The organism is Pseudoxanthomonas sacheonensis (assembly GCF_031455975.1).
Taxonomy (GTDB): domain Bacteria; phylum Pseudomonadota; class Gammaproteobacteria; order Xanthomonadales; family Xanthomonadaceae; genus Pseudoxanthomonas_A; species Pseudoxanthomonas_A sacheonensis_A.
Window position 1 is genome coordinate 141,324 of the sequence record NZ_JAVDTT010000004.1, and the last position, 22,836, is coordinate 164,159.

29 protein-coding genes are annotated in these 22,836 nt (G+C 63.1%); 20 read left to right on the top strand and 9 right to left on the bottom strand.

Annotation, left to right across the window (positions count from 1 at the left end; genetic code table 11):
* Positions 1-113 precede the first annotated feature (113 nt).
* The gene (locus tag J2W94_RS15175) at positions 114-1,082 is read left to right on the top strand and encodes a CsgG/HfaB family protein (protein WP_310095223.1); all 969 of its coding nucleotides are present in this window, start codon (positions 114-116) and stop codon (positions 1,080-1,082) included.
* Positions 1,083-1,376: 294 nt separating this feature from the next.
* Here J2W94_RS15175 and J2W94_RS15180 read toward each other — a convergent pair whose 3' ends face one another.
* Entirely contained in the window at positions 1,377-1,877 is a 501-nt protein-coding gene (locus J2W94_RS15180) for a hypothetical protein (RefSeq protein ID WP_310095225.1), read from the bottom strand.
* 277 nt (positions 1,878-2,154) lie between these two features.
* Between J2W94_RS15180 and J2W94_RS15185 the strand changes: the two genes are divergently transcribed.
* From J2W94_RS15185 to J2W94_RS15215, 7 genes are all read left to right on the top strand, one after another.
* Positions 2,155-2,433: a DUF493 family protein gene (locus tag J2W94_RS15185; protein ID WP_310095227.1), complete on the top strand. Its 279-nt coding sequence runs from the start codon at positions 2,155-2,157 to the stop codon at positions 2,431-2,433.
* Positions 2,430-3,092 (top strand): lipoyl(octanoyl) transferase LipB, encoded by a 663-nt coding sequence (gene lipB, locus J2W94_RS15190; RefSeq protein WP_310095631.1) that lies wholly within the window; start codon positions 2,430-2,432, stop codon positions 3,090-3,092. Before J2W94_RS15185 ends, lipB begins: the two co-directional genes overlap by 4 nt.
* Positions 3,093-3,210: 118 nt before the next feature.
* Entirely contained in the window at positions 3,211-3,561 is a 351-nt protein-coding gene (locus J2W94_RS15195) for a VOC family protein (RefSeq protein WP_310095229.1), read from the top strand.
* 89 nt (positions 3,562-3,650) lie between these two features.
* Positions 3,651-4,649, top strand: a complete 999-nt coding sequence (gene dusA / locus J2W94_RS15200) for a tRNA dihydrouridine(20/20a) synthase DusA (RefSeq protein WP_310095231.1) — start codon at positions 3,651-3,653, stop codon at positions 4,647-4,649.
* 101 nt (positions 4,650-4,750) lie between these two features.
* Positions 4,751-4,996, top strand: coding sequence for a hypothetical protein (locus tag J2W94_RS15205; protein ID WP_310095233.1), 246 nt, complete (start codon positions 4,751-4,753; stop codon positions 4,994-4,996).
* Between the two features lie 70 nt (positions 4,997-5,066).
* Positions 5,067-6,728 (top strand): type IV secretory system conjugative DNA transfer family protein, encoded by a 1,662-nt coding sequence (locus J2W94_RS15210; protein WP_430540635.1) that lies wholly within the window; start codon positions 5,067-5,069, stop codon positions 6,726-6,728.
* A gap of 84 nt (positions 6,729-6,812) precedes the next feature.
* Complete coding sequence (locus J2W94_RS15215) at positions 6,813-7,346, top strand: GNAT family N-acetyltransferase (protein ID WP_310095238.1); 534 nt, start codon at positions 6,813-6,815, stop codon at positions 7,344-7,346.
* Here J2W94_RS15215 and J2W94_RS15220 read toward each other — a convergent pair.
* Positions 7,303-8,265 (bottom strand): hypothetical protein, encoded by a 963-nt coding sequence (locus tag J2W94_RS15220; RefSeq protein WP_310095240.1) that lies wholly within the window; start codon positions 8,263-8,265, stop codon positions 7,303-7,305. The two genes, J2W94_RS15215 and J2W94_RS15220, sit on opposite strands and share 44 nt — an antisense overlap.
* 144 nt (positions 8,266-8,409) lie before the next feature.
* Between J2W94_RS15220 and J2W94_RS15225 the strand changes: the two genes are divergently transcribed.
* Positions 8,410-8,925 carry a DUF1993 domain-containing protein gene (locus tag J2W94_RS15225; RefSeq protein ID WP_310095243.1) on the top strand — a complete coding sequence of 172 codons (516 nt, stop codon included), beginning with the start codon at positions 8,410-8,412 and terminating at the stop codon, positions 8,923-8,925.
* A 31-nt stretch (positions 8,926-8,956) separates the two neighbouring features.
* Here J2W94_RS15225 and J2W94_RS15230 read toward each other — a convergent pair whose 3' ends face one another.
* The gene (locus J2W94_RS15230) at positions 8,957-9,475 is read right to left on the bottom strand and encodes an adenine phosphoribosyltransferase (RefSeq protein WP_430540629.1); all 519 of its coding nucleotides are present in this window, start codon (positions 9,473-9,475) and stop codon (positions 8,957-8,959) included.
* Between the two features lie 132 nt (positions 9,476-9,607).
* Between J2W94_RS15230 and J2W94_RS15235 the strand changes: the two genes are divergently transcribed.
* Positions 9,608-10,945, top strand: coding sequence for a PQQ-dependent sugar dehydrogenase (locus J2W94_RS15235; protein WP_310095250.1), 1,338 nt, complete (start codon positions 9,608-9,610; stop codon positions 10,943-10,945).
* A 24-nt stretch (positions 10,946-10,969) separates the two neighbouring features.
* Here J2W94_RS15235 and J2W94_RS15240 read toward each other — a convergent pair whose 3' ends face one another.
* Both J2W94_RS15240 and J2W94_RS15245 read right to left on the bottom strand, forming a co-directional pair.
* On the bottom strand, positions 10,970-11,479 hold the full coding sequence (locus J2W94_RS15240) for a DUF1993 domain-containing protein (protein ID WP_310095252.1): 510 nt from the start codon (positions 11,477-11,479) through the stop codon (positions 10,970-10,972).
* A gap of 88 nt (positions 11,480-11,567) precedes the next feature.
* Complete coding sequence (locus J2W94_RS15245) at positions 11,568-11,969, bottom strand: hypothetical protein (protein ID WP_310095253.1); 402 nt, start codon at positions 11,967-11,969, stop codon at positions 11,568-11,570.
* Positions 11,970-12,203: 234 nt separating this feature from the next.
* Between J2W94_RS15245 and J2W94_RS15250 the strand changes: the two genes are divergently transcribed.
* The 6 genes from J2W94_RS15250 to J2W94_RS15275 all read left to right on the top strand — a co-directional run bounded on the left by J2W94_RS15250 (position 12,204) and on the right by J2W94_RS15275 (position 16,380).
* Positions 12,204-12,416, top strand: a complete 213-nt coding sequence (locus J2W94_RS15250; RefSeq protein WP_310095255.1) for a hypothetical protein — start codon at positions 12,204-12,206, stop codon at positions 12,414-12,416.
* Between the two features lie 88 nt (positions 12,417-12,504).
* Entirely contained in the window at positions 12,505-12,717 is a 213-nt protein-coding gene (locus J2W94_RS15255) for a hypothetical protein (RefSeq protein ID WP_310095257.1), read from the top strand.
* Between the two features lie 199 nt (positions 12,718-12,916).
* The gene (gnd, locus tag J2W94_RS15260; protein WP_310095632.1) at positions 12,917-13,822 is read left to right on the top strand and encodes a phosphogluconate dehydrogenase (NAD(+)-dependent, decarboxylating); all 906 of its coding nucleotides are present in this window, start codon (positions 12,917-12,919) and stop codon (positions 13,820-13,822) included.
* A 182-nt stretch (positions 13,823-14,004) separates the two neighbouring features.
* Positions 14,005-15,258 (top strand): sensor histidine kinase, encoded by a 1,254-nt coding sequence (locus tag J2W94_RS15265; RefSeq protein ID WP_310095259.1) that lies wholly within the window; start codon positions 14,005-14,007, stop codon positions 15,256-15,258.
* On the top strand, positions 15,251-16,018 hold the full coding sequence (locus tag J2W94_RS15270) for a LytR/AlgR family response regulator transcription factor (protein ID WP_310095261.1): 768 nt from the start codon (positions 15,251-15,253) through the stop codon (positions 16,016-16,018). Before J2W94_RS15265 ends, J2W94_RS15270 begins: the two co-directional genes overlap by 8 nt.
* A gap of 74 nt (positions 16,019-16,092) precedes the next feature.
* The gene (locus J2W94_RS15275; RefSeq protein ID WP_310095264.1) at positions 16,093-16,380 is read left to right on the top strand and encodes a DUF3247 family protein; all 288 of its coding nucleotides are present in this window, start codon (positions 16,093-16,095) and stop codon (positions 16,378-16,380) included.
* 18 nt (positions 16,381-16,398) lie between these two features.
* Here J2W94_RS15275 and J2W94_RS15280 read toward each other — a convergent pair whose 3' ends face one another.
* A complete protein-coding gene (locus J2W94_RS15280; protein ID WP_310095266.1) occupies positions 16,399-17,448 on the bottom strand; it encodes an oxidoreductase in 1,050 nt (349 codons plus the stop codon).
* A gap of 240 nt (positions 17,449-17,688) precedes the next feature.
* Positions 17,689-18,153: a hypothetical protein gene (locus J2W94_RS15285; RefSeq protein ID WP_310095269.1), complete on the bottom strand. Its 465-nt coding sequence runs from the start codon at positions 18,151-18,153 to the stop codon at positions 17,689-17,691.
* Between the two features lie 141 nt (positions 18,154-18,294).
* Between J2W94_RS15285 and J2W94_RS15290 the strand changes: the two genes are divergently transcribed.
* The 3 genes from J2W94_RS15290 to J2W94_RS15300 all read left to right on the top strand — a co-directional run bounded on the left by J2W94_RS15290 (position 18,295) and on the right by J2W94_RS15300 (position 20,255).
* Positions 18,295-18,726, top strand: coding sequence for a hypothetical protein (locus tag J2W94_RS15290; protein WP_310095272.1), 432 nt, complete (start codon positions 18,295-18,297; stop codon positions 18,724-18,726).
* Positions 18,727-18,807: 81 nt separating this feature from the next.
* Entirely contained in the window at positions 18,808-19,380 is a 573-nt protein-coding gene (locus tag J2W94_RS15295; RefSeq protein WP_310095275.1) for a hypothetical protein, read from the top strand.
* A 62-nt stretch (positions 19,381-19,442) separates the two neighbouring features.
* Positions 19,443-20,255 carry a lytic transglycosylase domain-containing protein gene (locus J2W94_RS15300; protein WP_310095279.1) on the top strand — a complete coding sequence of 271 codons (813 nt, stop codon included), beginning with the start codon at positions 19,443-19,445 and terminating at the stop codon, positions 20,253-20,255.
* Between the two features lie 82 nt (positions 20,256-20,337).
* Here the strand turns inward: J2W94_RS15300 and J2W94_RS15305 are convergent, their stop codons facing one another.
* Complete coding sequence (locus tag J2W94_RS15305; RefSeq protein WP_430540630.1) at positions 20,338-21,483, bottom strand: PQQ-dependent sugar dehydrogenase; 1,146 nt, start codon at positions 21,481-21,483, stop codon at positions 20,338-20,340.
* 153 nt (positions 21,484-21,636) lie between these two features.
* On the opposite strand from J2W94_RS15305, the gene J2W94_RS15310 reads away from it, so the two are divergent.
* Positions 21,637-22,155: a hypothetical protein gene (locus J2W94_RS15310; protein WP_310095282.1), complete on the top strand. Its 519-nt coding sequence runs from the start codon at positions 21,637-21,639 to the stop codon at positions 22,153-22,155.
* A 69-nt stretch (positions 22,156-22,224) separates the two neighbouring features.
* Here J2W94_RS15310 and J2W94_RS15315 read toward each other — a convergent pair whose 3' ends face one another.
* Positions 22,225-22,722 carry a hypothetical protein gene (locus J2W94_RS15315; protein ID WP_310095285.1) on the bottom strand — a complete coding sequence of 166 codons (498 nt, stop codon included), beginning with the start codon at positions 22,720-22,722 and terminating at the stop codon, positions 22,225-22,227.
* Positions 22,723-22,836: the final 114 nt, after the last annotated feature.

A 22,836-nucleotide genomic window follows, 5' to 3' on the forward strand; every position in this document is an offset into this window, starting at 1 on the left:
GGGAACCCGCGTTCCTACGACTGTTCCGGTTGCCGATTACGGACCGATGTCCGGCGCGGGCGTCCGCAGCGCCGGCTCCGGCGTTCATGCATTCTTTTTTTGGGGAAGGTTCGATGACTATCAATATTTCCACGCACGCGGCCCTGGCGGCAGGCGTGTTCGGTTTGGCCCTGGCCGCCGCTTCGGCGCCGGCGCTGGCGCAACGCCAGAGCGCGCAGGAGCAGCGCAAGGAACAGACCGCGCAGATTCCGACCTGCGCCAAACGCCTCGGCACCATCTCGGTGATCGAACCGGAGGATGCGACCAATTGGTGGAGCGGCCAGCAGTTGCCTGCGCCGTCCAAGCTGATCAAGGTTTTCGTCACCAAGTCGCGCTGCTTCACCCTGGTCGACCGCGGCGCTGGCATGAACGCGGCCATGGGCGAACGCGCGCTGGCCTCGAGCGGCGAATTGCGTGGCCGCTCCAACATAGGCAAAGGCCAGATCAAGGCGGCCGACTATGTGCTGGTGCCGGACCTGATCGCGCAGAACAGCAACGCCGGCGGCAACGCGATCGGCGGATTGCTCGGCGGCCTGATCGGCGGCGATGTCGGCCGAATCGCGGGCGGCTTGAATTTCAAGAAAAAGACCGCCGACGTGGTCCTGACCGTCACCGATGTGCGCTCGTCCGAGCAGGTGGCTATGGCCGAGGGCAACGCGAAGAAGACCGACATCGGCTGGGGCGCCAGCGCCGGCCTGTTCGGCGGCAGCGGGTGGGGCGAGGCGGGCGCTTCCGGATACGCGAACACCGAGCTGGGCCAGGTCATCACTCTGGCTTATCTGCAAGCCTACACCGACATCATCGGCCAGCTGGGCGGCTTGCCGGACAACGCATCCGCAGCCAACGTCACCCAGGCGCTCACGGTAACCAGGGCCGCACGCCTGCTGGCCAATCCCAAAGGCACCGGCAAAGCCGTGCGCACGCTGGACCCGGGCATGATGCTGTACCCGACCGGCAACAAGGACGGTCTGATGTGGGAAGTGGAAGACGAGCTGGGCAACAAGGGCTGGGTCAATTCCACCATGACCGAGCTCTCGCGCTGAACGAGGTGGAAGAAGACGGTTTCTCCGGCCGCACACAAGACAGCTTCTGGAAGCGATGGAACGGAGGATCCGCTTGCCGCGTTCGTCGACGACCGCTGGTGATTGGCTTGTCAGGTTTGTACGGTGAATCGCACAGGTCGAATTGCCCGCGATAGTACGATCCGTAGCGCGGCGGAACTTAAGCACATCGCATTTCGATACATGCGCATGAAAAAGGTCGGCATTTTGCCGACCTTTTTTTAAACATCTATCAAAAAGCGATAGCGCATGGATCATGCCTGGTATGGGCTGAGCCTATTGCAGGGTAAAACTGCTCAAAACGCCATCTTTGAAATGAATGTACAACTTCTCTGCCGGCCGCCCAGAACCATTCTTTTCGGAGTTGGCCAGATCCCCCGCAATATTTGCCTTGGTTTCCGTTGTTTCGAGTGCGTTATCGGCGGTGCTCGTACCACCACGGCCTCCACTTAGCCCTGACACCGCCGACAGCTTGTTTCTGGCTTTATTGAAGAGACCTCTTGCGCCTTCCTCACTTCGTATATAGATCCAATCTTCATAATCCCCGTCTTCATTGGTGCGAGTCTCTACTTCATGAGGCTTGCCAAATTTCTGCTTGACTTCATCTGGCGTGGTCTTGCCTTTTACAAGGTTTGCCCGAACGTACTGGCGATCGTATTTCTGAGCAACGCTGGGCTCTTTGGCATTGATCAACGGACTGGCGATCGCCAAGCCAAAGAATACGGCGAACAGGATGGGCAAGCGTTTGCAGAGAGAGGCTGCGTAATTTCCATTCATTTAATAATTCCTTCCTTAATTAGGGTGAATACTTTTTTGCGCGCGGTACGACGTGATCTGGAAATGCCGATGCGGTTTGAATTTCAGGCTTGGCTGACTACGGCTCCTTGGTGGTGTAGTAAATGCGATATTCGCGAATATATTCAAACAGAACTGTGATGTTTTCCCGGACCTCACATTTCTTTGCCCGCCGTACGTTTCCAACCATATAGAGTTCCCGGTGCCCTCCGCAATCCTGCATACTTGAATTTTCGCTTTTGTGCCATAAGTCACCGTCATGGAAATCAAATCTGACAACCCCGACCACGGCTTCCAGTTCCCCGGCACGTTCGAGCTCAGCGCCATGGGTTCGGCCGACGGCGGCCTGGAAACCGAACTGCCGCGCCTGCTGGTCGCTGCCGGTATCGAAGTGCTGGAGGAAAGCATCAGCTGGAAGCATTCCTCCAACGGCAAATACGTTTCGGTGCGCATCGGCTTCCGTGCCGAGGATCGCGCCCAGTACGACGCCGCCCATCACGCGTTGCGCGCGCATCCGGAAGTGAAGTGGACGATATGACCGCGTTGCCGGCCCGCGTGCGCGAGCTCGGCCGCCAATCCTACGAACCGGTATGGCGCGCGATGCAGCGCTTCACCGATGCGCGCGGCGAAACCACCGACGACGAGATCTGGCTGGTGGAACACGAACCGGTGTTTACCCTGGGCCAGGCCGGTAAGCCGGAGCACGTGCTGGCCGCCGGCGATATCCCCGTCATCCATGTGGACCGCGGCGGCCAAGTGACCTACCACGGACCCGGGCAGATAGTGGCCTATCCGCTGTTCGACCTGAAACGCATGAAGGTCGGCGTGCGCGAATACGTCCACCGGATCGAACAGGCCATCATCGACACCGCGGCCGAATGGAACATCCACGCAGAGCGCAAGGAAGGCGCGCCCGGGGTCTACGTCGCCGGCGCCAAAGTCGCGGCGCTCGGCATCCGCGTGCGCCGTGGATGCACCTTCCATGGCCTGGCATTCAACATCGGCATGGACCTGGAGCCGTTCCACCGCATCAATCCCTGCGGCTACCAGGGTCAGGAAGTCACCACCCTGTCCGATCTGGGCGGGCCGTCCGGCATGGACGCGGTCAAACCGGTGCTGCTGGAGAATCTGGCCCGACAGTTCGGGCTTCGACTGCGGACCGAGGCGGAACTGCCGGACCTGTCGCTGGCGGCATAAACGCCCGTTCATGTTTCCGGGACAAACCACGCCCGGACATGACCTGTAGCATGGGTTTCACTACCCAGTAACCGCGTCTTCTGTATCCAGGCACTATCTCAAGCGGAAGGTGAGTGCCATGTCCATCGTCAACGCATTGGCTGGAATCGCGGTCAAGGACATCGATGCGGCCGTGGTCTGGTACGAACAGATACTGGGGCCGGCGTCGCGTCCGATGGACGAGGTCGCCGAATGGCAGCTTCCCAATGGCGGATGCGTCCAGGTCTTCGAGGACGGCAGTCGCGCAGGCTTGTCGTCGGTGACGCTGGTGGTGGAGGATCTGGATCGCGAAATCGCCGGCCTGGAATCCAAAGGCATCCGTATCGGCGAGAAATCCAGATCCGATCTGGTGGACGTGGCGATCGTGCAGGATCAGGACGGCAACCAGGTCGTTTTCGCGCATGCCAAGAGCGATGCGCTGGTGAGCTGAGGGGCGTCAGCCCTTGGTTCTTCAGGCGCTGCAGAGTCCATCGCCGACCTGCGGGAGCCTCGTGACCGGCCTGCCTTTACAATAGGCGCATGCCCGTCGCGCCTCTTTCCATCGATTCCCTGCGCCTGTCCGTCGCCCCGATGATGGACTGGACCGACAGCCACTGCCGCGTGTTCCATCGGCTGCTGGCGCCGCGTGCGCGTCTGTATACCGAGATGGTGCATGCCAATGCGGTGCTGCAGGGCGATCGCGCACGGCTGCTGGCGCGCGATCCGGTCGAAAACCCGGTGGCCCTGCAATTGGGCGGCAGCGACCCTGCCTTGCTGGCGGGCGCGGCGCGAGTGGGGCAGGAGCATGGGTTCGACGAGATCAACCTCAACGTCGGCTGCCCCTCCGACCGCGTGCAGGCCGGCCGCTTCGGCGCCTGCTTGATGAAGGAGCCCACGCTGGTGGCCGACAGCGTCTCGGCCATGGTCGCGGCCGTGGACATTCCGGTCACCGTGAAGTGCCGGTTGGGCGTGGACGAGGAAAACGACTACGACCGTTTCGCCGGTTTCATCGATACCGTGGCCAGCGCGGGCTGCCGGATCTTCTTCGTGCACGCGCGCAACGCGTGGCTGAAGGGCCTTTCGCCCAAGCAAAACCGCGAAGTGCCGCCGCTGCGCTACGACTGGGCGTACCGGATTAAGCGCGAACGACCGGATCTCATCATCGCGGTCAATGGCGGCATCGCGACCGTGGAAGATTCGCTGCTGCATCTGCAGCACACCGATGGGGTGATGCTGGGCCGCGCCGCGTATCACGATCCCTATCTGCTGCATCGCCTGGACGCGGCCCTGTCCGGCGGGGAAACGCTGCCGCGCGCACAGCTGCTGCGCGCCATGCGTCCTTACGTGGAAAGCAGGCTCGATCAGGGCCTGGCGCTGAAGCACATCGCGCGGCATCTGTTGGGATTGTTCCATGGACAACCCGGCGGCCGCGCATTCCGCCAGGTGCTGAGCGAAGGCGCGCATCGCAATGGCGCGGACTGGACTCTGGTGGAACAGGCCATCGCAGCGACCGAATCGCGGCTGCAGTCGGCGGCCTGATCGTCTGCGGGGCTTTCGCTGTCCGCATGGACTTCGAGCCGGGACTTCAATTGGGCGGGCAGTACGTACTATGATCGGAGCAGAAGCCAGGAGGCCAGGCCATGACGGAATACAGCCATACGCTACTCGTCCGGGGACGCTATCAGATCGTCGCCCTTACCGATGAAGCGCAGTTCGATCCGGCGGAGGTGACCGGCTACGCCGTGTTGTCGTCGGCAGGCGCCAAGCTGCGGCACGAATTGAGTCTTGAAGACGCACGCGATTGGGCGGACCGGCTGATCGAGGAAGAAAGCGCGCAGCGCAGCGATCCGCCGGCTTCGGTCAAACCGGTCAAGCGCCGGCGCTAAGTTCGCGGGCCCAAGGAAGAAAGAACACGACAAGGAGTTGCAGGTGGACAGTAAAAAGCTCGTTTTCGCGTTGGTCGTCTCGCTGGCACTCCTGCTGGCCGGGCTGTACCTGTCCGGCTATTTGGCGCTGCTGCTGCTCAAGCTGGATACGGGCCTGTTGAAGTGGAACACCTACCTCGACTACTGGAAGGCATTGGACCTGCCCCAGGTGCAGCGTTACGCGGGCAAGATCAAAGTGGCCGGCTACCTGGGTTTCGGTTCGTCCCTGTTGGTGTGGCTGGCACTGCTGGTCCTCATTTTCAAGCCGGCTAAGCAATCGATGCATGGCGATGCGCGTTTCGCCGGCGCGGGCGACCTGGCCAAGCATGGCCTGTTCAAGCAGTCCGCCAACGGCATCGTGGTCGGCAAGTTCAACGGCAAGCTGGTGCGCTTGAGCGGGCAGCAGTTCGTGATCCTGGCCGCGCCCACGCGCTCCGGCAAGGGCGTGGGCATCGTCATTCCCAACCTGCTGGACTACCAGGAATCGATGGTGGTGCTGGACATCAAGCAGGAGAACTTCGACCTGACCAGCGGTTGGCGCGCCAGCCAGGGCCAGGAAATCTATCTGTTCAATCCCTTCGCCGAAGATCGCCGCACGCATCGCTGGAATCCGCTGAGCTACGTGTCGCAGGATCCGGCGTTCCGTATCTCCGATCTGCAGAGCATCGCCGCCATGCTGTATCCCGATGGCTCGGACGACCAGAAATTCTGGGTCAGCCAGGCGCGCAACGCATTCACCGCCTTCGCCCTGTATCTGTTCGAGAATTTCGACGAGCAGCACGGGCAGGGATATCCCAAGGAATTCCTGTCGTTTCCGACGCTGGGCGGCATCTACCGATTGTCCTCCGGCGACGGCAGCGAGTTGAAGGCCTATCTGCAGAATCTGTCGAAGCAACCGTTCCTCAGCAACCATGCCAAAACCGCTTTCGCCAACCTGCTGTCGCAGGCGGAGGAAACCTTCGCTTCCATCCTGGGCACCTTCAAGGAACCGCTCAACGCCTTCATCAATCCAGTGCTGGATGCGGCTACCAGCGCCAACGATTTCCTGTTGACCGACGTGCGCAAGCGCAAGATGACGATTTATATCGGCATCCAACCGAACAAGCTGGCCGAAAGCCGGCTCATCGTGAACCTGTTCTTCAACCAGATCATCAACCTCAATACCAAGGAACTGCCGCAGAGCAATCCCGAACTCAAGCATCAGTGCCTGCTGCTGATGGACGAGTTCACCGCCATCGGCAAGGTGGAGATCATCGCCTCGGCGGTTTCCTATATGGCCGGCTACAACATCCGCCTGCTGCCCATCATCCAGAGCATGTCGCAGCTCGATGCCACCTACGGCAAGGATGTCTCGCGCACCATCATCACCAACCACGCGCTGCAGATCATTTACGCGCCGCGCGAACAGCAGGACGCCAACGACTATTCCGACATGCTGGGCTACACCACGGTGCGCAAACGCAACCGCTCGCAGTCGCACGGCGCGCAGGGCAGCGTGTCTTTCAGCGAGTCGGAGGAGCGCAGGGCGCTGATGCTGCCGCAGGAACTGAAGGCGATGGGATTCGACAAGGAAGTGTTCCTGTACGAAGGAATCCCGCACCCGGTGAAATGCGACAAGATCAAGTACTACCAGGACAGCTATTTCACCCAGCGCCTGATGCCCAAGGTGAACGTTCCCACGCTCCGCTTTTGAAGCATAGCGCGTGGGGGGCGCGTGGCCTGGCCCGCAACGGATTTGCGTTTGCGTTAAGGTAATGCTGCCGATATGCAAGCTGCCATGAAAACCAACGCTGTGATCCGTCCGGCCCGCCTGGCCGATGCTGCCGACCTGTCGGCGCTGATGCGCCGGACTTTCATCGCGGCCAATGGCCATTGCAGCAGCCCGGAGAACGTGGCCGGTTTCCTGGATGCAGCGTATACGCCGGAACTGCAAGCGCGTGAGATACGCGATCCGGATACGCTCACGGTGATCGTGGAGCAGGACGGGCAATGGGCCGGCTTCGCGCAGCTGCGCTGGGGAACCACGCCACCGCCGGTGGTGAGCCTGCTGCCGACGGTGGAACTGGGCCGCATCTATCTGGACTCGGCCTTCCATGGCCGCGGCCTGGCCGCGCAACTGGTCTCCAATCTGCTGGCGGCCGCCAGCCTGCGCGGTTCGCGCTCGGTGTGGCTCAACGTGTGGCAGGAAGCGGCACAAGCGATCCGCTTCTACCAGAAGCACGGTTTCGAAATCATGGGAAGCTCCCTCTTCAGGGTAGGCGATGACGTCAAGGACGACTGGGTGATGATGCAGGCGCTGCCGACCGCGTAGACGGCGACCGCTGCGAGGCCATGATGGCGTCGCGCAGTTGCGTGGTTTTTGCGGTGCGGGCGAATGCGAGTCCATCGCCGTCTCTGCTGATGCCGAGTTGCGCATAAGCATCGGCTAGCGAAGGGAACACGCGGGTCGCGGCATAGCGCCGATACAGCGCCGAGAAAGTGTCGTTGCCCGCCGCGCGATCCAGCGCCGAGACGAAGTCCTGCGGCGCCAACGAATCGGTGCCGTGCAGGCAGCAGTCGGCATAACGGTCGAGAACGGCATCGAGGGTGGTGCCGGAGTCGCGGCGCAAGGCCAGATCGGCTTCCAGCCAATACGCGGCGCCGGCCCAGTACACGCGCATGGTGCCGCCGCGTTCGCGACCCATCGCATCCAGCCGCGCGCCGGTGGAGGCGGCCTCGCCCCGGCGGAAGCCGGCATCCAGGCGTCGCCAGGCCTCTTCCGCATCCAGCATGCCCGCGCGGGCGCGCGAAACGTTCTGGTAATAGCTCGCCAGCCCTTCCGCCAGCCAGCGTCCGCTATCGCCCAGATAGGGATGGAACAGGTGCGAGAGTTCGTGCACCGCTGTCCAGTCCGCGCGCAGTTGTTCGTAGCTCGCGTCGCGGCGCACGTAAAGCAGTACGCCGGTTTCGCCGCGACGGCGCGTCTGTCCCCAGGGCACGGGACTGTCGTCGTCGCGGTCGGTTTCCTCTATGCGCACATAGGCGTCGGGCAACGGATAACGGCCCGATTGGGTTTTGGTGGCCTCGGCGGCTTCTTGGATCCAGCGTTGCAGCATTCGCACGCGCGCAGGATCGTCCACCTCCACGATCTCCACGCGCAGGCGCGTATCGCCGGCCTGCAGCACGCGCGACTCCGTGGCTGCCAGGCACACGGCCGGCAGCAACGACAGCGGCAGGAAGAAAATGCGCATGGGACATTGGACGCGCAGGGACCGACAAGGTTCCGTGAAAGCCGAATCGCATTGTTGCGGGATGCACTCTCCCGCGAATCCGGGCTAATCCGATAAGGCCGCGCTGCGTAGACTTGCCGCCTTCATTCCTTCGGCGGCAATCCCATGAGCGATACCCTTTCCATGTACCAGGCCACCGTACCGGTCAGCCAGCGCGCGCTGCGCAATCTGCGCCAGTTGCTGGTCAAGGGCGAGTCCCACGCGCAGGCGCAGGGCTATGATCCCAATGTGTTGCTGCAGACGCGGCTGTATCCGGACATGTTCCCGCTGCTACGCCAGGTACAGATCGCCACCGACGGCGCCAAGAACGCCGCCGCTCGGCTGACGGGCGTGGAGGCGCTGCGTTTCGAAGACGACGAAACCACCTTCGCCCAGCTTTACGATCGGCTGGATCGCGCCATCGAGTATCTGGGCACTTTCACACCCGATCAGTTCGCGGGCAGCGAAGCACGGCCGATCTCGGTGCCGCGCCGCAACAAGGAGCCGCTCAGCTTCGATGGCCGCACCTATCTGCTCAGCTTCGTCACCCCCAACCTGTATTTCCACGTCGCCACCGCTTACGCGATCATGCGCCATGCGGGCGTGCCGCTGGGCAAGGCGGCTTATCTTGGTGGAAGCTGACCTCGGCGGAAGCCGAGGCTTGCGGACGGATTCAGAACACCGCCGCCGCGCGTAGCGGCGCCGGATCGGCCCAGTCCTTGCGCGCGCCGAGGAAACCGAGCTCCAGCAACACGGCCGCACCAACGACTTCGGCGCCTTGTTGCCGGGTCAAGGCGAGCGCCGCTTTCAGCGTGCCGCCGGTGGCCAGTACGTCGTCGACCACGATCACGCGCGCGCCGGGCGGCAACGCGTCGATGTGGATGTGCAAACGGTCGCTGCCGTACTCCAGTGCGTATTCCAGCGACAGCGTGCGCGCCGGCAATTTTCCGGGTTTGCGCGCCGGCACGAATCCGGTGCCCAACTCCAGCGCCAAAGCGGCGCCGAGGATGAAGCCGCGCGATTCGATGCCGACGACGGCATCCAGATTTTCTCCACGCCATGGCGCGGCCATTTCCCCGATCGCGGCAGCGAACGCATCGGCGTCGGCCAGCACCGGCGTGATGTCCTTGAACAGGATGCCGGGCCTGGGGAAGTCGGGAACATCGCGCAACAGCGTTTGCCAGGAAGACATCGGAAGGTCCGTTAGGGCGGCAGACGATGCTAAACCGTAGCGTTGCTGTTTTCGCATTCCCCAAGCCCACACTCACGCCGGATTGACCTTTCGGGTCGCAAACTCCCGTCACCGTCGCAACGGACGCCGACCATGAAACATGCGTGCTGTGCCGTCTGTCTCTCCGCGTTGACGCTGCTGTCGGCCTGCAGCAACGGCCATACCCAAACAGCGGCCGGGCAGGATACGGGCCCCTCGCCGGTGCTGGCCGAACCCAAAACCTCGTTGATTCCCACTGTGGATATCGCCCCGGCCGTGGGCTGGCCGGCGCAGGGCAAGCCCGTAGCGGCCCAGGATTTCGCCGTCAACGCGTTCGCCAGCGGCCTGGATCATCCGCGCACGGTGTACGTGCTGCCCAACGGCGATGTGCTGGTCGCCGAAACTAACGCGCCGCCCAAGCCCGACGACGGCAAGGGCATCAAGGGCGCGGTGATGAAATCGGTCATGAAAAAAGCGGGCGCCGGTGTGCCCAGCGCCAACCGCATCACCCTGCTGCGCGATGCCGATGGCGATGGCGTGGCGGAAACGCGCAGTGCGTTCCTGCAGAATCTGAATTCCCCGTTCGGCATCGCCCTGGTCGGCGGAACCCTGTATGTGGCCAATACCGATGCGGTGGTGAGTTTCCCCTACCGCAAGGGAGATACAGCGATCGCCGCCGCGCCGACGAAAGTCGCGGATCTGCCTGCAGGCACCCTCAACCATCACTGGACCAAGTGCCTGGTCGCCAGCGCCGACGGCAAACGCTTGTATGTCGGCGTAGGCTCCAACAGCAACATCGGCGAGAACGGCATGGACAAGGAAGTCGATCGCGCGGCCGTGTTGGAGATCGACGCCGCCACCGGCGCGCGTCGCGTATTCGCAAGCGGTTTGCGCAATCCTACGGCGTTAGCCTGGCAACCGCAGGACGGAAAATTGTGGGCGGTGGTCAACGAGCGCGACGAACTGGGCGACGATCTGGTGCCCGACTACCTGACTTCGGTGCGCGACGGCGCGTTCTACGGGTTTCCCTACAGCTATTACGGCCAGCATGTGGACATGCGGGTGAAACCGCAGGATCCTGCGTTGGTCGCCAAGGCCATCGCTCCGGACTACGCATTGGGTTCCCATGTCGCGCCGTTGGGCCTGGCGTTCTACACGGGCCAAGCGCTGCCGCCGCGTTTCCGCAATGGGGCTTTCATCGGCCTGCACGGTTCCTGGAACCGCAAGCCGTTCAGCGGCTACAAAGTGGTGTTCGTGCCTTTCAATGAAGGCGTACCGTCCGGACCGATAGAAACCGTGCTGGAGGGATTCCTAAACGACAAAGGCGAAGCGCAAGGGCGTCCGGTCGGCGTGGCTGAGGACAAGGCGGGTGCGATCCTGATCGCCGACGATGTGGGCAACACGATCTGGCGGCTGACCTCGTCATCCCAGCCGGTGCCCACCAAACCTTGATAGCGAAGGGGACTTCCGTCCGCGTCAGCCGAACGGTCCCAGATAATCCAGCTTGCCGACCGGTACGCCTTGATGGCGCAAGATGCCGTGGGCGGTAGCCAGGTGGAAATAGAAGTTGGGCAGGGCGAAGGTCAGCAGATATTCCTCACCCGTGAGTGTGGCCTGCATCTTGCCGAATTTCAGGGTGATCTCGCGCGCTGCGCTGCCCTCGAACTGGTCAGGCTCCACGCTTGAGAAGAAATCCAGGGTATTGCGGATGCGCTGCCGCAGTTCTGTGAAGGTGGTTTCGGTATCGGGGAAACTAGGCGCTTCGATGCCGGTCAGGCGCACCACCGCATTCTTGGAAGTATCGCTGGCGCGTTGTATCTGGCCGGCCAAGGGCAGCATGTCCGGAGACAGACGTGCCTGCACCAATATCTCAGGATCCAATCCGCTGGCCTGCGCATGCGCATCGGCCTTGTCCAGATAGGCGGAAAGCACGCCGAAGCCGCGCACGAACGCAGGGATCGACAGGCGGTACATGGAAAGAGACATGGCATCCTCCGGGCAGGAAAACAGGGGCGCGCGACCTGCCGGTCGCGGGTTTCCCGCCAAGATATCAGGACCGAGGTCCCCGCATCGATCAGGCATGCGCCACGTTGCGGACCTTGCGCATCTCCAGGTTGCGCGGCGGCGGGCTCGCGGCCGCCACTTTGCGCGGCGCAATGCAGGGTTCTCCGGACTGTATCCGTTGCCACACCGCCTTGACGATCCTCTCCACGACGCGCCATTCCGTGCGCTGCGGCAACGGAAATTGCCGCTGATAGCGTTCTTTCAACGCGGGGAACAACATTTTCAGGTCGTCGCGGTGGTGATACAAATAACAGTCGTACGCGAACTTGATCGCGGGTACATAAGCTTCGTACGCAAGCCCCTGGCGGTGGAACGGCATTCTGCGGTAGCAGCAACGCCAGTACTCGAGCTCCACTTCAATATTCAGGGCTACCTGTTGCGGAGCTGCGTGCGTGTCGAGGAACGGATCCATGATCTCTCCTTCACGTGCGCACTCGTCCCCTTAGTTGTTTTCGAGGATTTTGTGCAGACATCGTGATATCCACGATCCCCCCTGTATTTTACAAAACGGAAATAGCGCAGACAGCGGCCAAATCCCGCTGCCGGCCGACGAACGGACGGACATGCCGCTGCAACAACCGCGCGCCACCATTCCCAACGCAAGCCGCGATGCCTGCGCTTGCGCGTTCGTTGTGGGAGAAGAAACATGCAAAGAGTACTGTTCACCATCACGTCCAGCTACAACGGCTGGCAGGTGCGCGACGAGTTGCGAAACCGTGACTGGTTCGAGCATTTGGAGGATGCGGTCGCTTCCGCCAATACCCTCGCGCAGACCCGCTACGTACTGACCGGCCACTCGACAGGGGTGCTGGTCGATGTGGGTCAGGGCGATACCGTCATGCGGGTGCGGCACGGCTGACTCCGGCGTTACGTTGGAGTGATGGTATTTTCACCCCGCGCTGAAGGTCGCGGGGGTAGGGTTGGGCTCCCTGATACGGGAGCATGAGATGAACAACGACTATTTTTTCGCGCAGGATCAGGCCGGCGGCCTGCAGCGGGTTCATGTGGTTCGGCATTCCGGCGAACACGAGGGCGGTGGCGATGCCAGCAAGCGCGCCGCCGCTTACGCACTGGATGACGGCAGGCCGCTGCGGCGTATCGACAGCGACACTTTCCAGATCCTGGATTCGGGCGCGCTGGTTACTCTCGTACGCGATTGAGAAATAGAAGGCGTCGCCGGGTCCGGTGTACCCGAAGGCCCTGGATTCGTACGCGACGGGTACTGCAACAGCGGAGCGGCCTTTCCGCGAGCAGCCTGAAGCCGGCATTCACCGTTTCACCAGAGCGCCCAGCGATGCGTGATCTTCAGGCGGCAGGCATGCGAAGCTATGCGGCAATCGCCGGATTGAAGGAATGCATATGCAATTGGGAATGATCGGCCTGGGTCGCATGGGCGCCAACATGGCCGAACGGCTGGTGCGCGGCGGCCATACCGTGGTGGGTTTTGACCCCAGCCCGGAAGCGCGCGGCCTGGCGTCGAGCAAAGGCATTTCACCCGCGGCATCGCTGGCCGAGCTGATCGATCGGCTTCCCGCGCCACGCGTGCTCTGGTTGATGGTGCCGGCCGGCAAGATCGTCGACGACACCCTGGCGGAATTGCTGCCGCTGCTTTCGCGCGATGACGTGGTGGTGGACGGAGGCAATTCCTTCTACAAGGACACGATGCGCCGTGGCCAGATGCTGGCAGAGCAGGGCGTGCATTACGTCGATTGCGGCACCAGCGGCGGCGTGTGGGGGCTGGCCGAGGGCTACAGCCTGATGATCGGCGGCGAAACCACCGCGGTGGAGCGGCTGCGGCCTATCTTCGCCACGCTAGCACCGGCTCCCGACCGCGGCTGGGGCAGGGTAGGGCCCGGCGGCGCCGGGCACTTCACCAAGATGGTCCATAACGGCATCGAATACGGACTGATGCAGGCCTACGCCGAGGGTTTTGCGATCATGCAGCACAAGACCGATTTCGCGCTCGACCTCCATCAGGTCGCCGAGATCTGGCGCGAAGGCAGCGTGGTGCGCTCCTGGCTGCTCGACCTGACCGCCGATGCCTTGGGTAAGAATCCGAAGCTGGCCGGCATCGCGCCTTACGTGGAAGACTCGGGCGAAGGCCGCTGGACTGCAGCCGAAGCCATCGATCTCAATGTTTCCGCACCGGTCATTACCCTGTCGCTGCTGGAACGCTTGCGCTCGCGCGACGGCGACTCTTTCGCGGACAAGCTGCTGGCGGCGATGCGCAACGAATTCGGCGGGCACAAGATCAAGGCCGAGTAGGCCGGCAAGCGGCCCGCGTGCCGCCAGCGCGCGCATCCATCTTGAGGATGCGCTGCCGGGATGCCCGAAGAGGCCATTTTCACGGGTTTCGTCGCCGGAATCCCGGTTCCATCGCCGCGCCCACCACCCAATGCTTGCGGAAGGCTAATCTCCATCGCAACCCAGTACCCCGGAAAGCCTTCGTGAAAACCAGCATCTTCTTCGTCTTCCGTCTCGCCGCCGCCTGGTTCGCAGCGTTCCTGTTGCTGATAATGGTGTGGAATGGGGTATTCGACGGCAGCCCGCCTGAGGGTCTGTTTTTCCTGCTGTTCGTCATAACGTTGGGGTTCGTGATTGCCGGGGCGATCTCGCATATCCGCCGTATCCGCCTCATCGCCGGCCGCATCGACCCGGGCACGTTGGCCAATCGCCACTCCCGCCAGGTGGAAATTCCGCTGGAGGCCGGCGAGGCATTCGATCTGGTCGATGCCGCCATTCGCGAGTTGCCGCGTTCCGAAGAGATCGAAAGCGCGCGCGACAGCTTGCAGGTGCGTTCGAAGGTCACCCGCGTCAATCCTTACAGCAACAAGAGCCCGGGCCGCTTCAATCCGCTGTACTGGATCCACATCAAGCGCAACCAGATCCTGGCCACGGTGACGCCACGCGACGGCACCAGCAGCGTAAGCCTGGTATGCGAACCGGAAAGCGGCGCGTGGAGCGACTGGTTCAAGGTGGACGACGGCACCAACCTCGAAAACGCCGAAGCGATTACGCGCGCCATCACCCGCCGCGTGGCCGAACACCGACGCAACGAGCAAGCCGCCGCGCAGCAGACCGTCACCGAGAAGGAACTGACCGTCGCCAAGCTGAGCCTGCTGCACGCGCAGGTGGAGCCGCACTTCCTCTACAACACCCTGGCCAGCGCGCAATACCTGACCCGCAGCGACCCGGCGCGCGCCGACGAGATGCTGGGCAACTTAATCACTTACCTACGCCATTCGCTGCCGCGTACGGAAGATTCGCTGTCCACGCTGGGAGAGGAACTGGAACGCGCCCGCGCCTACCTGGAAATTCTCAAGATCCGCATGGGCGCGCGCCTCAATCTGCAGATCGAAGTGCCGGAGGCGCTGAAGTCCATTCCGTTCCCGGCGATGATGCTGCAGACGCTGGTCGAAAACGCGATCAAGCACGGCCTGGAACCGAAGTCGGGAGGCGGCACCGTCTGGATCATCGCCCGCACTATCGACGACACGCTGGCGGTCACCGTGGCCGACGACGGGCAGGGCTTCAACGCGGGAAGCAGCGGCACCGGCATCGGTTTGAAGAACGTGCGCGAACGCCTGCGCCTGGCCTATGGCGTCGCGGCGTCGTTCGCCATCGTCGCCAACTTCCCCAGTGGGGTAGCCGCGACCATCAACATTCCCAACGACGCCACCAAGGGAGACGATCATGCTTAAGTGCGTCATCGCCGAAGACGAAGAGCTGCTTCGCAACGAGCTGTCGAAACTCATCTCCGAAGCCTGGCCCGAGCTGCGCATCGTCGCCGAGTGCGAAGACGGCGGCGCGGCGCTCGAAGCCATCGCCGAACAGCAGCCGGAAGTCGCCTTCCTCGACATCCGCATGCCCGGCCTGACCGGCCTGGAAGTCGCGGCCGCGGCCGCCGAAGCCAGTCCGAATACCCAGATCGTATTCGTGACCGCCTACGACCAGTACGCGATCGACGCCTTCGACAAAGGCGCAGTCGACTACCTGCTCAAGCCCATCGCGCCCGAACGCCTGGCCGCGACGGTGCAACGCCTGCAGACGCGCATCGCACAAGGCAATCCCGACGCCGATGCGCTTGCCGCGCTGGTCAAGCAATTGGGCGCACGCCTGCAGCCGGCAACGGCCGAGCCGCTGGTCTGGATCACCGCCAGCGCGGGCAAGGACACGCGATTGATCATGGTCGACGATGTGGCCTACTTCCAGGCCGACCACAAATACACCGTGGTGATGACCGCCGAAGGCGAGTCGCTGTTGCGCAAGCCGATCCGCGAGCTGCTGGAGGTGCTGGATCCGACCATCTTCAAGCAGATCCACCGCTCCACCATCGTCAACCTGAAGGCCATCGCCTCCATCGCGCGCGACGACACCGGCAAGGGCACGGTGAAACTGAAATCGCGACCGGAGACGCTTACGGTCAGCCAGCCGTTCATGACCCTGTTCCGCAATATGTGATGGCGAGGTACGCGTTTCACATCGCGCTACGATCGGCGGTCTAACCTGCGCTCCCCACTGGCTGGAGAACGGGGATGACGAAAATCGCCGAACGAGTGCATACCGACCAGGGAGAAATCGCCCTGATCGAATCGCGTATCGTCGAATTGAACGATGCGTCCGTCGTCGAGTTGAGTCTGTCCGATGGACGGAAACTGAAAGGGGTAGTGACGGTGCGTCCCAGCGTGCAGACGTTCCGCGATGGGGATGGCAACGAAGGGGTCAATGCGCTGCTGCGATTGGACGATCTGCATGATCCCGAAAGAACCCACCACATCTGGCTCGATCAGGTGACCGATATCTTTCCTCTTGGCAGCGATTAGCGCCGCGCTGCGACGGTCCTAATCAATCGGCGTGCAGGCGATCTCGCGCCGTTCGGCCGAACTGCGCATTCCAAATTCCAGCATCGACATGACTTGCAGCGCCTGCGCCGTGGTCACCGGAGGCGCGTTGCCCTGCAATATCGCATCGCGCAGCAGCGCGTAATAGCGCAGGTAGTCGCCCCGGACGCTTTCCACGACTTCGGCGCGCGCCTCCTCCTGAGTCCCCAGGCGCAGCGTTCCCGGTTGCGGATCTTTTCCCCAGGCTGCCTGTCCGGGCACTTGTCCGCTGCGCAAAGCCTCTTCCTGCGGATCCATTCCGTGTTTTATATAACTGCCGCGCGTGCCATGCACGGCGAACCGCGGGCCGTGCGCCGCGACCAGCGCGCCGGCGTGCAGCACCACGCGAAGCGTCGGATAACGCAGCAACACGTGGAAATAATCGGCCGTCTGCGCTCCGTCGCGCTGCAAGGCGATGTCGGCGCTGATCGCCTCGGGCATGCCGAACAGCTGCAAGGCCTGATCCAGCAGATGCGGACCCAGGTCGTACCACACGCCCGAACCGGGCTGGTCGCGTTCGCGCCAGCGGTCGGCCACGACCGGGCGATAACGATCGAAATGCGAATGGAATTCAGCCACTTCGCCCAGCGCGTTCTGCACGATCAGTTTCTGCACAGTGAGAAAGTCGGCGTCCCAACGCCGGTTCTGGAACACGCTGACGATGCGTTGCGCCCGAGCGGCGTGGGCGACGATCTGTCGCGCCTCCTCCAGGGTCACCGTGAAAGGCTTGTCCACCACCACGTGCTTGCCCTGAGCGAGCGCAGCCTCGGCGAGCGGTGCATGCGCGGTATTGGGTGCGGCGATGACGACCAGATCGATGTCCGGGTCGGCAAAAGCGACTTCGGCATCGCCGATCACGCGCACCTCCGCATGATCGGCGTGTACCTTGCCGGCGTCGCTGGAAACCACGCTGCGCAGGCGCAGCCCGGGCGTATGCGCGATCAGCGGCGCGTGGAATACCTTGCCGACGAAGCCGTAACCCACCAGCGCCACATTGAGGATCCGTTGCAACTGCCTGCTCCGATCGCACGGCGGTCGATACCGCCTGCCTAGTCTAATGCCCGTGGAAGGGCTGGGCCGTCATCGCCGATGCGGCGCTGCGAACGGGCATGCTGCGCACCATCACCTGTGCGGGAGGCGATTGCATGAAAGCTCTGTCGTCCCTCTTGCTGAAGACGCGGTTGAACGCCTTCGTCGCGATCTTGAAGATGGTCGCCGCGCTGACCGCGCGATTGTAGTGGCCAACGGCGGTCAGCGCTCTTGGCGCCTGACCGCGCTTGCGCGCTTGATTTGCGATTCGATGTGCATGCGCGCCAGGTCCAGGTAATGGGTGTGCGGTCCGCTGCCCGATCCCTGGACCTCTCCCAGATAGGCATCGCTGCTCCATACCCGGCCCAACCATTCGGCGCCCTCGTCCGACAAGGTCAGCGTGACGGTATAGCGCATGTCCTGGCCGTCATCGTCCAGGCAGTGGTAGACCAGGGGGAATTGGCCGGCGAAAGTCGCATCGCCGCAACGGCGTTCCAGGTGCAGGCGCGCTTCTTCGGCCAACTGCTCCTTCTCGCTCTCGTGGATCATCAGCATCTGCGAACGGACGAAGTCCGAGGCGCGGAAAAAGGGATCGATGCCGTCGGCGGGGTTGTAGCCCTGCGTGCGCAGCCATTCGATGAAGGCGGCCTCCAGCTCCATGGAACCGGCCTTGAGCTTGTTGCTCATCGTTGGATCCCCATTGCGATTCAAGCAATCCCTGCGTCGAGCTTAGCAGGGCTTACGGACGGACGGGGCGCCAGGGCCATGGCGGTCCGGGCGCAGAGGCGTATCCTGCGCTTGCCGCCGGCCTCAGTCCTGGGAGGGAACATGAACGTCGCTGCCCCGCGTCCGCTTGGTTTCTGGATCGTTTCGGTGCTCGCCCTGCTGTGGAACTTGGTGGGCATGGCCATCTTCTTCATGCAGATCAACATGCCCCCCGAGGCGCTGGCCGCAATGCCGGCAGAACAGCGCGCGCTGTACGAATCCACGCCTGTCTGGGTCAATGGCGCATTCGCGGTCGCGGTATTCGGCGGCGCGCTTGGCAGCGCGATGTTGTTGATGAGGAAGCGTCTTGCGCTGCCCCTGTTGGCCTTGTCGCTGCTCGGCGTAGTGGTGCAGATGGGCTATACCTATCTGATGACGCCGGCGTTCCGCGTTTACGGTGCGAGCGGCGCCATCCTGCCGGCGCTGTTGGTGCTGATCGCGCTGTTCCTGGTGTGGTTCGCACGCAGGTCCCTTGCCCGCGGCTGGATCAGCTGAGTTATTGCGGTCGCTTCGTGATCGCGAGGCGATCGGCCGCCGCAATCTTCCTGGTTCATGCGTCCATAGCGAGACAATCCAATGAGCAAACTTCTCCTCGGCACCGCATTGGCGATCCTCCTCGGCGCCTGCAACAAGCCTGCCGATACGCCTGCCTCCGAAGCGTCCACCCAGGAAGCATCGGCCACGCCGGCAAGCGATACGAACGCGCCGCCCGCGCAGGCACCGGAACCGGAAACAAGCGTCGCGTCCGCCGAAGTCGGCGACAAAGCTGTCGACGATGCCATCGATACGCTGCTGGGCGATCACGCCAGGTACCAGGAGGTGATCAACGCTTACCAGAAAGCCGTTGCCCAGCGCGACAAGGATGCGGTTGCCGCGCTGATCGACTATCCCTTCTTCGCCAGCATCGATGGAAAACGGACCTCGATCAAGAACGCAGCGGGCTTCGTGGAAAACTACGACAAGATCGTCACCCCGGCCATTGCGAGCGTGATCGAGGCGCAGAAATATTCCGAGCTGATGGTCAACGGCAAGGGTGTGATGTTCGGCAGCGGCGAGACCTGGATCAACGGCATCTGCAAGAAGGGCAGCGCCGATTGCAGCGAGTTCGAGGTCAAGGTGGTGGCCATCCAGCCGGGCGGTTCCGGCTGACGGGTATCGGATCCGCCAGCCGGTTATGCGTCGGTTGGCCCACGAACGTTTACGATCCGCGCATGTTTTCGCCCCGCACCCTGCTGGCCGCCTTGCTGATCGGCCTTTTCGCGCTGGTTCCACCGTCTGTGGAAGCGCGCACGGTGTACCGCTGCGTGCGCAACGGCACGGTCAGCCTGTCGACCGCGCCGGAGCCGGGTTCCAAGTGCGAAGCCAAGCAGGTCGAGGACGATACGGCCAAGGTCCCCAACCTGTGGGGGTCGATGGGCGTGTTCAGCGGTACGCTGTACCAGCGCGAGCAAGAGGGGCAGCTGGTCTACGGCACCCGCAAACTGCCGGGTGCCACCGTCTACCTGAAGTTCACCGTGGAAACGCCGCCCGGCGAACCCGCGCATCCCGGCCTGGGCAAGGTGGGCAAGCCGCGCCTGGACATGTACGCCAAACAGTTCAAAGCCGCCTCGAAATCCACGGGCGTGGAGGATGCGTGGTTGCGTTCCATCGCCCATGCCGAAAGCGGCTTCGATGCGAACGCGCTTTCGCCCAAGGGCGCGCAGGGCGTGATGCAGCTGATGCCGGAAGTGTCGAAGCAATACGGTGTGGTGGATCCCTACTCCTCGGTGCAATCGATCAATGCCGGCGCCAAGCATCTGAAGGGGCTGCTGAAGCGCTACAAGAACGATCTGACCCTGGTCGCGGCCGCCTACAACGCGGGCATCGGTGCGGTCACGCGCTACAAAGGCGTGCCGCCGTACGCGGAAACCCAGGCCTATGTGGAGAAGGTGCAAGCGCTGCACCAGCGCTACCTGCAGGCGCTGGGTCCTGCGCAGCTGAAGCCGGCCGATGCGACCCAGCAAAAGCTCAAGTCCTCGCCGTAGGAATGCCGTAGGAGCGACGTGAGTCGCGATGCTCTGAGAGCATCCGATCTTCGCGACTCGCGTCGCTCCTACGACACTGATCTCAGCCCACCGGGCTGAGTTTCAGCAATCTTCCGCCCGAGCCTTCCTTTTCATCCTCTAATAGCCACAGGTTTCCATCCGGGCCTTGTTCGACTTCGCGAATGCGCTGCCCCATGTCGTAACGCGCCGCCTCGCGCGCCCGGGTTCCCTCGAACTCGATGCGCACCAGCGACTTGGACGAAAGCCCGCCGATGAAGGCATCGCCGTTCCAGTCCGGGAATGCCTTGCCGGAATAGATCAGCAGGCCGGCGGGAGAGATCACCGGATTCCAACTGACCTTCGGCGCTTCGAATTCCGGGCGGGTCGGATGATCGGGAATGTCGCGGCCATCGTAGTGGTCGCCATTGGAGACGATGGGATAGCCGTAGTTCCTGCCGCGTTCGATCAGGTTCAACTCGTCGCCACCCTTCGGCCCCATCTCCTGTTCCCACAGGCGCCCCTGCGAATCGAAAGCGATGCCCAGCGCATTGCGATGACCCAGCGACCACACCTGCGCGGCGACGCCGCCCTGCTTGGCGAAGGGGTTGTCGGCCGGCACGCTGCCGTCGTCGTTGAGGCGGATGATCTTGCCCAGGTTGGATTTCATGTCCTGCGCCGGGGTGAATTTCTGGCGCTCGCTCGAGGTGATCCACAACTTGCCGTCGGGACCGAAAGCGATGCGATGACCGTAATGCCCGTTGCCGGAAACCTTCGGCACCTGACGCCAGATCACCGACAGATCGGACAGCGCACCGCCGCCTTTTTCGTCCAGGATCAGCTTGGCGCGAGCCACCGCGCCGCCGCGCGTGTCGTCTTCGCCGGCCTCGGCATAGCTGAGATACACCCAGCCGTTGCTGGCGAATTGCGGATGCAGCACGACATCGCCGAAGCCGCCCTGACCCCCGTAGGCCACCGCCGGGACTCCGCTGATATCGCCGACCTTGTTTCCGGCAGGCGTCGCGCCCAAGGCGACCAGTTTCAACGCGCCTTTCTTCTCGCTGACCAGCAGCCGTCCGTCGGGCAGGAAAGTCATCGCCCACGGCTCCTTGAACTGGCCCATCGGGGTGGACTGGAACGGCAGTCGTGTCTTTTCCTGGGCGGCGCAGCCGGTCGCAAAGAGGGCGAGCATCGCAGTCGCGCAGGCGGCGGTAAGCAGGTTGCGGGGCATGGGAATTCTCCGAAAAGGTTGAGGGGGTTATGGCACGAGTGCCGTAAAGGCCACGTTTTGCCTTCCTGTCCCAGGACGCAACGAATGACCTCTGGCACCTAGATTGCGGGTACGCAGGGCATATTCTGGATCGAGCCAACGCGAGACCTTGCCATGCCCGCCGCCGTCCTCCCAGCCCTGACTCCCTATCTCGCCACCGCCGGCATCGGCTGGCTCTATTACCGCCGCATCCGGCGCAGTTTCGGTCGCCAGCGTTGGCAGCCGAAGCGCACCCTCGCCCGTTTGCTGCTGGTGTCGCTGGTGGCGGTCAGTCTGATAGGCGCAGCGGTGTTCCTGCCGCACGTGGGCGTAAGCATCGGCATCGGCTCGGTATTGGGGGGCGTACTGGGCGTATTCGCGCTGAAGTACACCCATGCCCAAGTGACCGACGGACAACGTTTCTACACGCCCAACCCCTGGATCGGCGGCGGACTCAGCCTACTGTTGCTCGGGCGCCTGGCCTGGCGTTGGAGTCAGGGCGCCCTGGCTGGCGGCTCCGCCCAGGCCGCGCAACAGGCTAATCCGCTGACCCTAGGCATCGCGGCAACGCTGATCGCCTATTCGCTGGTCTACACCAGCGGATTGTTGCTGCGCATGCGCCAACTGGCACCGGCGCAGACCCCGAGCGACTAGGCCCGTATCGCTATCGATACTACGTCGCTCGCCGAGCCTGAGAGCGAGCGGATTCCGGCAGGCTACAGCTCAGGTCAACGCGGTGGTGCCCTCGTAGGGCAATCGCGTCGCCCCAAGTCTGAGTAGGGCCGCTTCGGCTGCAGGCAGTTGCGGATCCTCGGCGTCGAGCACCACCAGGATGCGGCCGGCCTTTATTTCTCCCTCGAACTTGCGCCTGACCGGATCGTCCACCGTCGATCCCAACAACGCCGATACCCAGGTGCCGACCGCTGCGCCGCCTACGGTCAGCAATGCCGCACCGGCCAGCGTTACTCCCAGCGGCGGGAATGCGATGGCAACCAGCCCGGCCACTAGGCCGACGGCGCCTCCGGTGGCCGCGCCGCGCAAAGCGGCCGGCATGAAATCCGTGGCCGCATCCTTGTGCCGGTCCTGGATCGAGTCCAGTTCTATGTCGGCGCGCGCGATCAGGGATAGGTTGTCGTCGGTAAGGCCGGCCTCGCGCGCAACATTGAGGGCATCCTGGGCGGCAGCCAGGTCGGGGACGCTGAATACATGGCGGGTCTTCATGACTATGGCCTCCGTCTTGAAACCATACCCATTACCTCCCCAACCGGGTTAGCCATGCGTGACGGATAAAGCACGGCCGAAGGTGGGAAACTGTTGCCTTCAGCGGCAGGTCCA

Bases quoted from the DNA above. Each gene is read 5' to 3' on its own strand.
- J2W94_RS15175 (WP_310095223.1), top strand. From the start codon at position 114: ATGACTATCAATATTTCCACGCACGCGGCCCTGGCGGCAGGCGTGTTC.
- J2W94_RS15180 (WP_310095225.1), bottom strand. From the start codon at position 1,877: ATGAATGGAAATTACGCAGCCTCTCTCTGCAAACGCTTGCCCATCCTG.
- J2W94_RS15185 (WP_310095227.1), top strand. From the start codon at position 2,155: ATGGAAATCAAATCTGACAACCCCGACCACGGCTTCCAGTTCCCCGGC.
- lipB (WP_310095631.1), top strand. From the start codon at position 2,430: ATGACCGCGTTGCCGGCCCGCGTGCGCGAGCTCGGCCGCCAATCCTAC.
- J2W94_RS15195 (WP_310095229.1), top strand. From the start codon at position 3,211: ATGTCCATCGTCAACGCATTGGCTGGAATCGCGGTCAAGGACATCGAT.
- dusA (WP_310095231.1), top strand. From the start codon at position 3,651: ATGCCCGTCGCGCCTCTTTCCATCGATTCCCTGCGCCTGTCCGTCGCC.
- J2W94_RS15205 (WP_310095233.1), top strand. From the start codon at position 4,751: ATGACGGAATACAGCCATACGCTACTCGTCCGGGGACGCTATCAGATC.
- J2W94_RS15215 (WP_310095238.1), top strand. From the start codon at position 6,813: ATGAAAACCAACGCTGTGATCCGTCCGGCCCGCCTGGCCGATGCTGCC.
- J2W94_RS15220 (WP_310095240.1), bottom strand. From the start codon at position 8,265: ATGCGCATTTTCTTCCTGCCGCTGTCGTTGCTGCCGGCCGTGTGCCTG.
- J2W94_RS15225 (WP_310095243.1), top strand. From the start codon at position 8,410: ATGAGCGATACCCTTTCCATGTACCAGGCCACCGTACCGGTCAGCCAG.
- J2W94_RS15230 (WP_430540629.1), bottom strand. From the start codon at position 9,475: ATGTCTTCCTGGCAAACGCTGTTGCGCGATGTTCCCGACTTCCCCAGG.
- J2W94_RS15235 (WP_310095250.1), top strand. From the start codon at position 9,608: ATGAAACATGCGTGCTGTGCCGTCTGTCTCTCCGCGTTGACGCTGCTG.
- J2W94_RS15240 (WP_310095252.1), bottom strand. From the start codon at position 11,479: ATGTCTCTTTCCATGTACCGCCTGTCGATCCCTGCGTTCGTGCGCGGC.
- J2W94_RS15245 (WP_310095253.1), bottom strand. From the start codon at position 11,969: ATGGATCCGTTCCTCGACACGCACGCAGCTCCGCAACAGGTAGCCCTG.
- J2W94_RS15250 (WP_310095255.1), top strand. From the start codon at position 12,204: ATGCAAAGAGTACTGTTCACCATCACGTCCAGCTACAACGGCTGGCAG.
- J2W94_RS15255 (WP_310095257.1), top strand. From the start codon at position 12,505: ATGAACAACGACTATTTTTTCGCGCAGGATCAGGCCGGCGGCCTGCAG.
- gnd (WP_310095632.1), top strand. From the start codon at position 12,917: ATGCAATTGGGAATGATCGGCCTGGGTCGCATGGGCGCCAACATGGCC.
- J2W94_RS15270 (WP_310095261.1), top strand. From the start codon at position 15,251: ATGCTTAAGTGCGTCATCGCCGAAGACGAAGAGCTGCTTCGCAACGAG.
- J2W94_RS15275 (WP_310095264.1), top strand. From the start codon at position 16,093: ATGACGAAAATCGCCGAACGAGTGCATACCGACCAGGGAGAAATCGCC.
- J2W94_RS15285 (WP_310095269.1), bottom strand. From the start codon at position 18,153: ATGAGCAACAAGCTCAAGGCCGGTTCCATGGAGCTGGAGGCCGCCTTC.
- J2W94_RS15290 (WP_310095272.1), top strand. From the start codon at position 18,295: ATGAACGTCGCTGCCCCGCGTCCGCTTGGTTTCTGGATCGTTTCGGTG.
- J2W94_RS15295 (WP_310095275.1), top strand. From the start codon at position 18,808: ATGAGCAAACTTCTCCTCGGCACCGCATTGGCGATCCTCCTCGGCGCC.
- J2W94_RS15300 (WP_310095279.1), top strand. From the start codon at position 19,443: ATGTTTTCGCCCCGCACCCTGCTGGCCGCCTTGCTGATCGGCCTTTTC.
- J2W94_RS15305 (WP_430540630.1), bottom strand. From the start codon at position 21,483: ATGCCCCGCAACCTGCTTACCGCCGCCTGCGCGACTGCGATGCTCGCC.
- J2W94_RS15310 (WP_310095282.1), top strand. From the start codon at position 21,637: ATGCCCGCCGCCGTCCTCCCAGCCCTGACTCCCTATCTCGCCACCGCC.
- J2W94_RS15315 (WP_310095285.1), bottom strand. From the start codon at position 22,722: ATGAAGACCCGCCATGTATTCAGCGTCCCCGACCTGGCTGCCGCCCAG.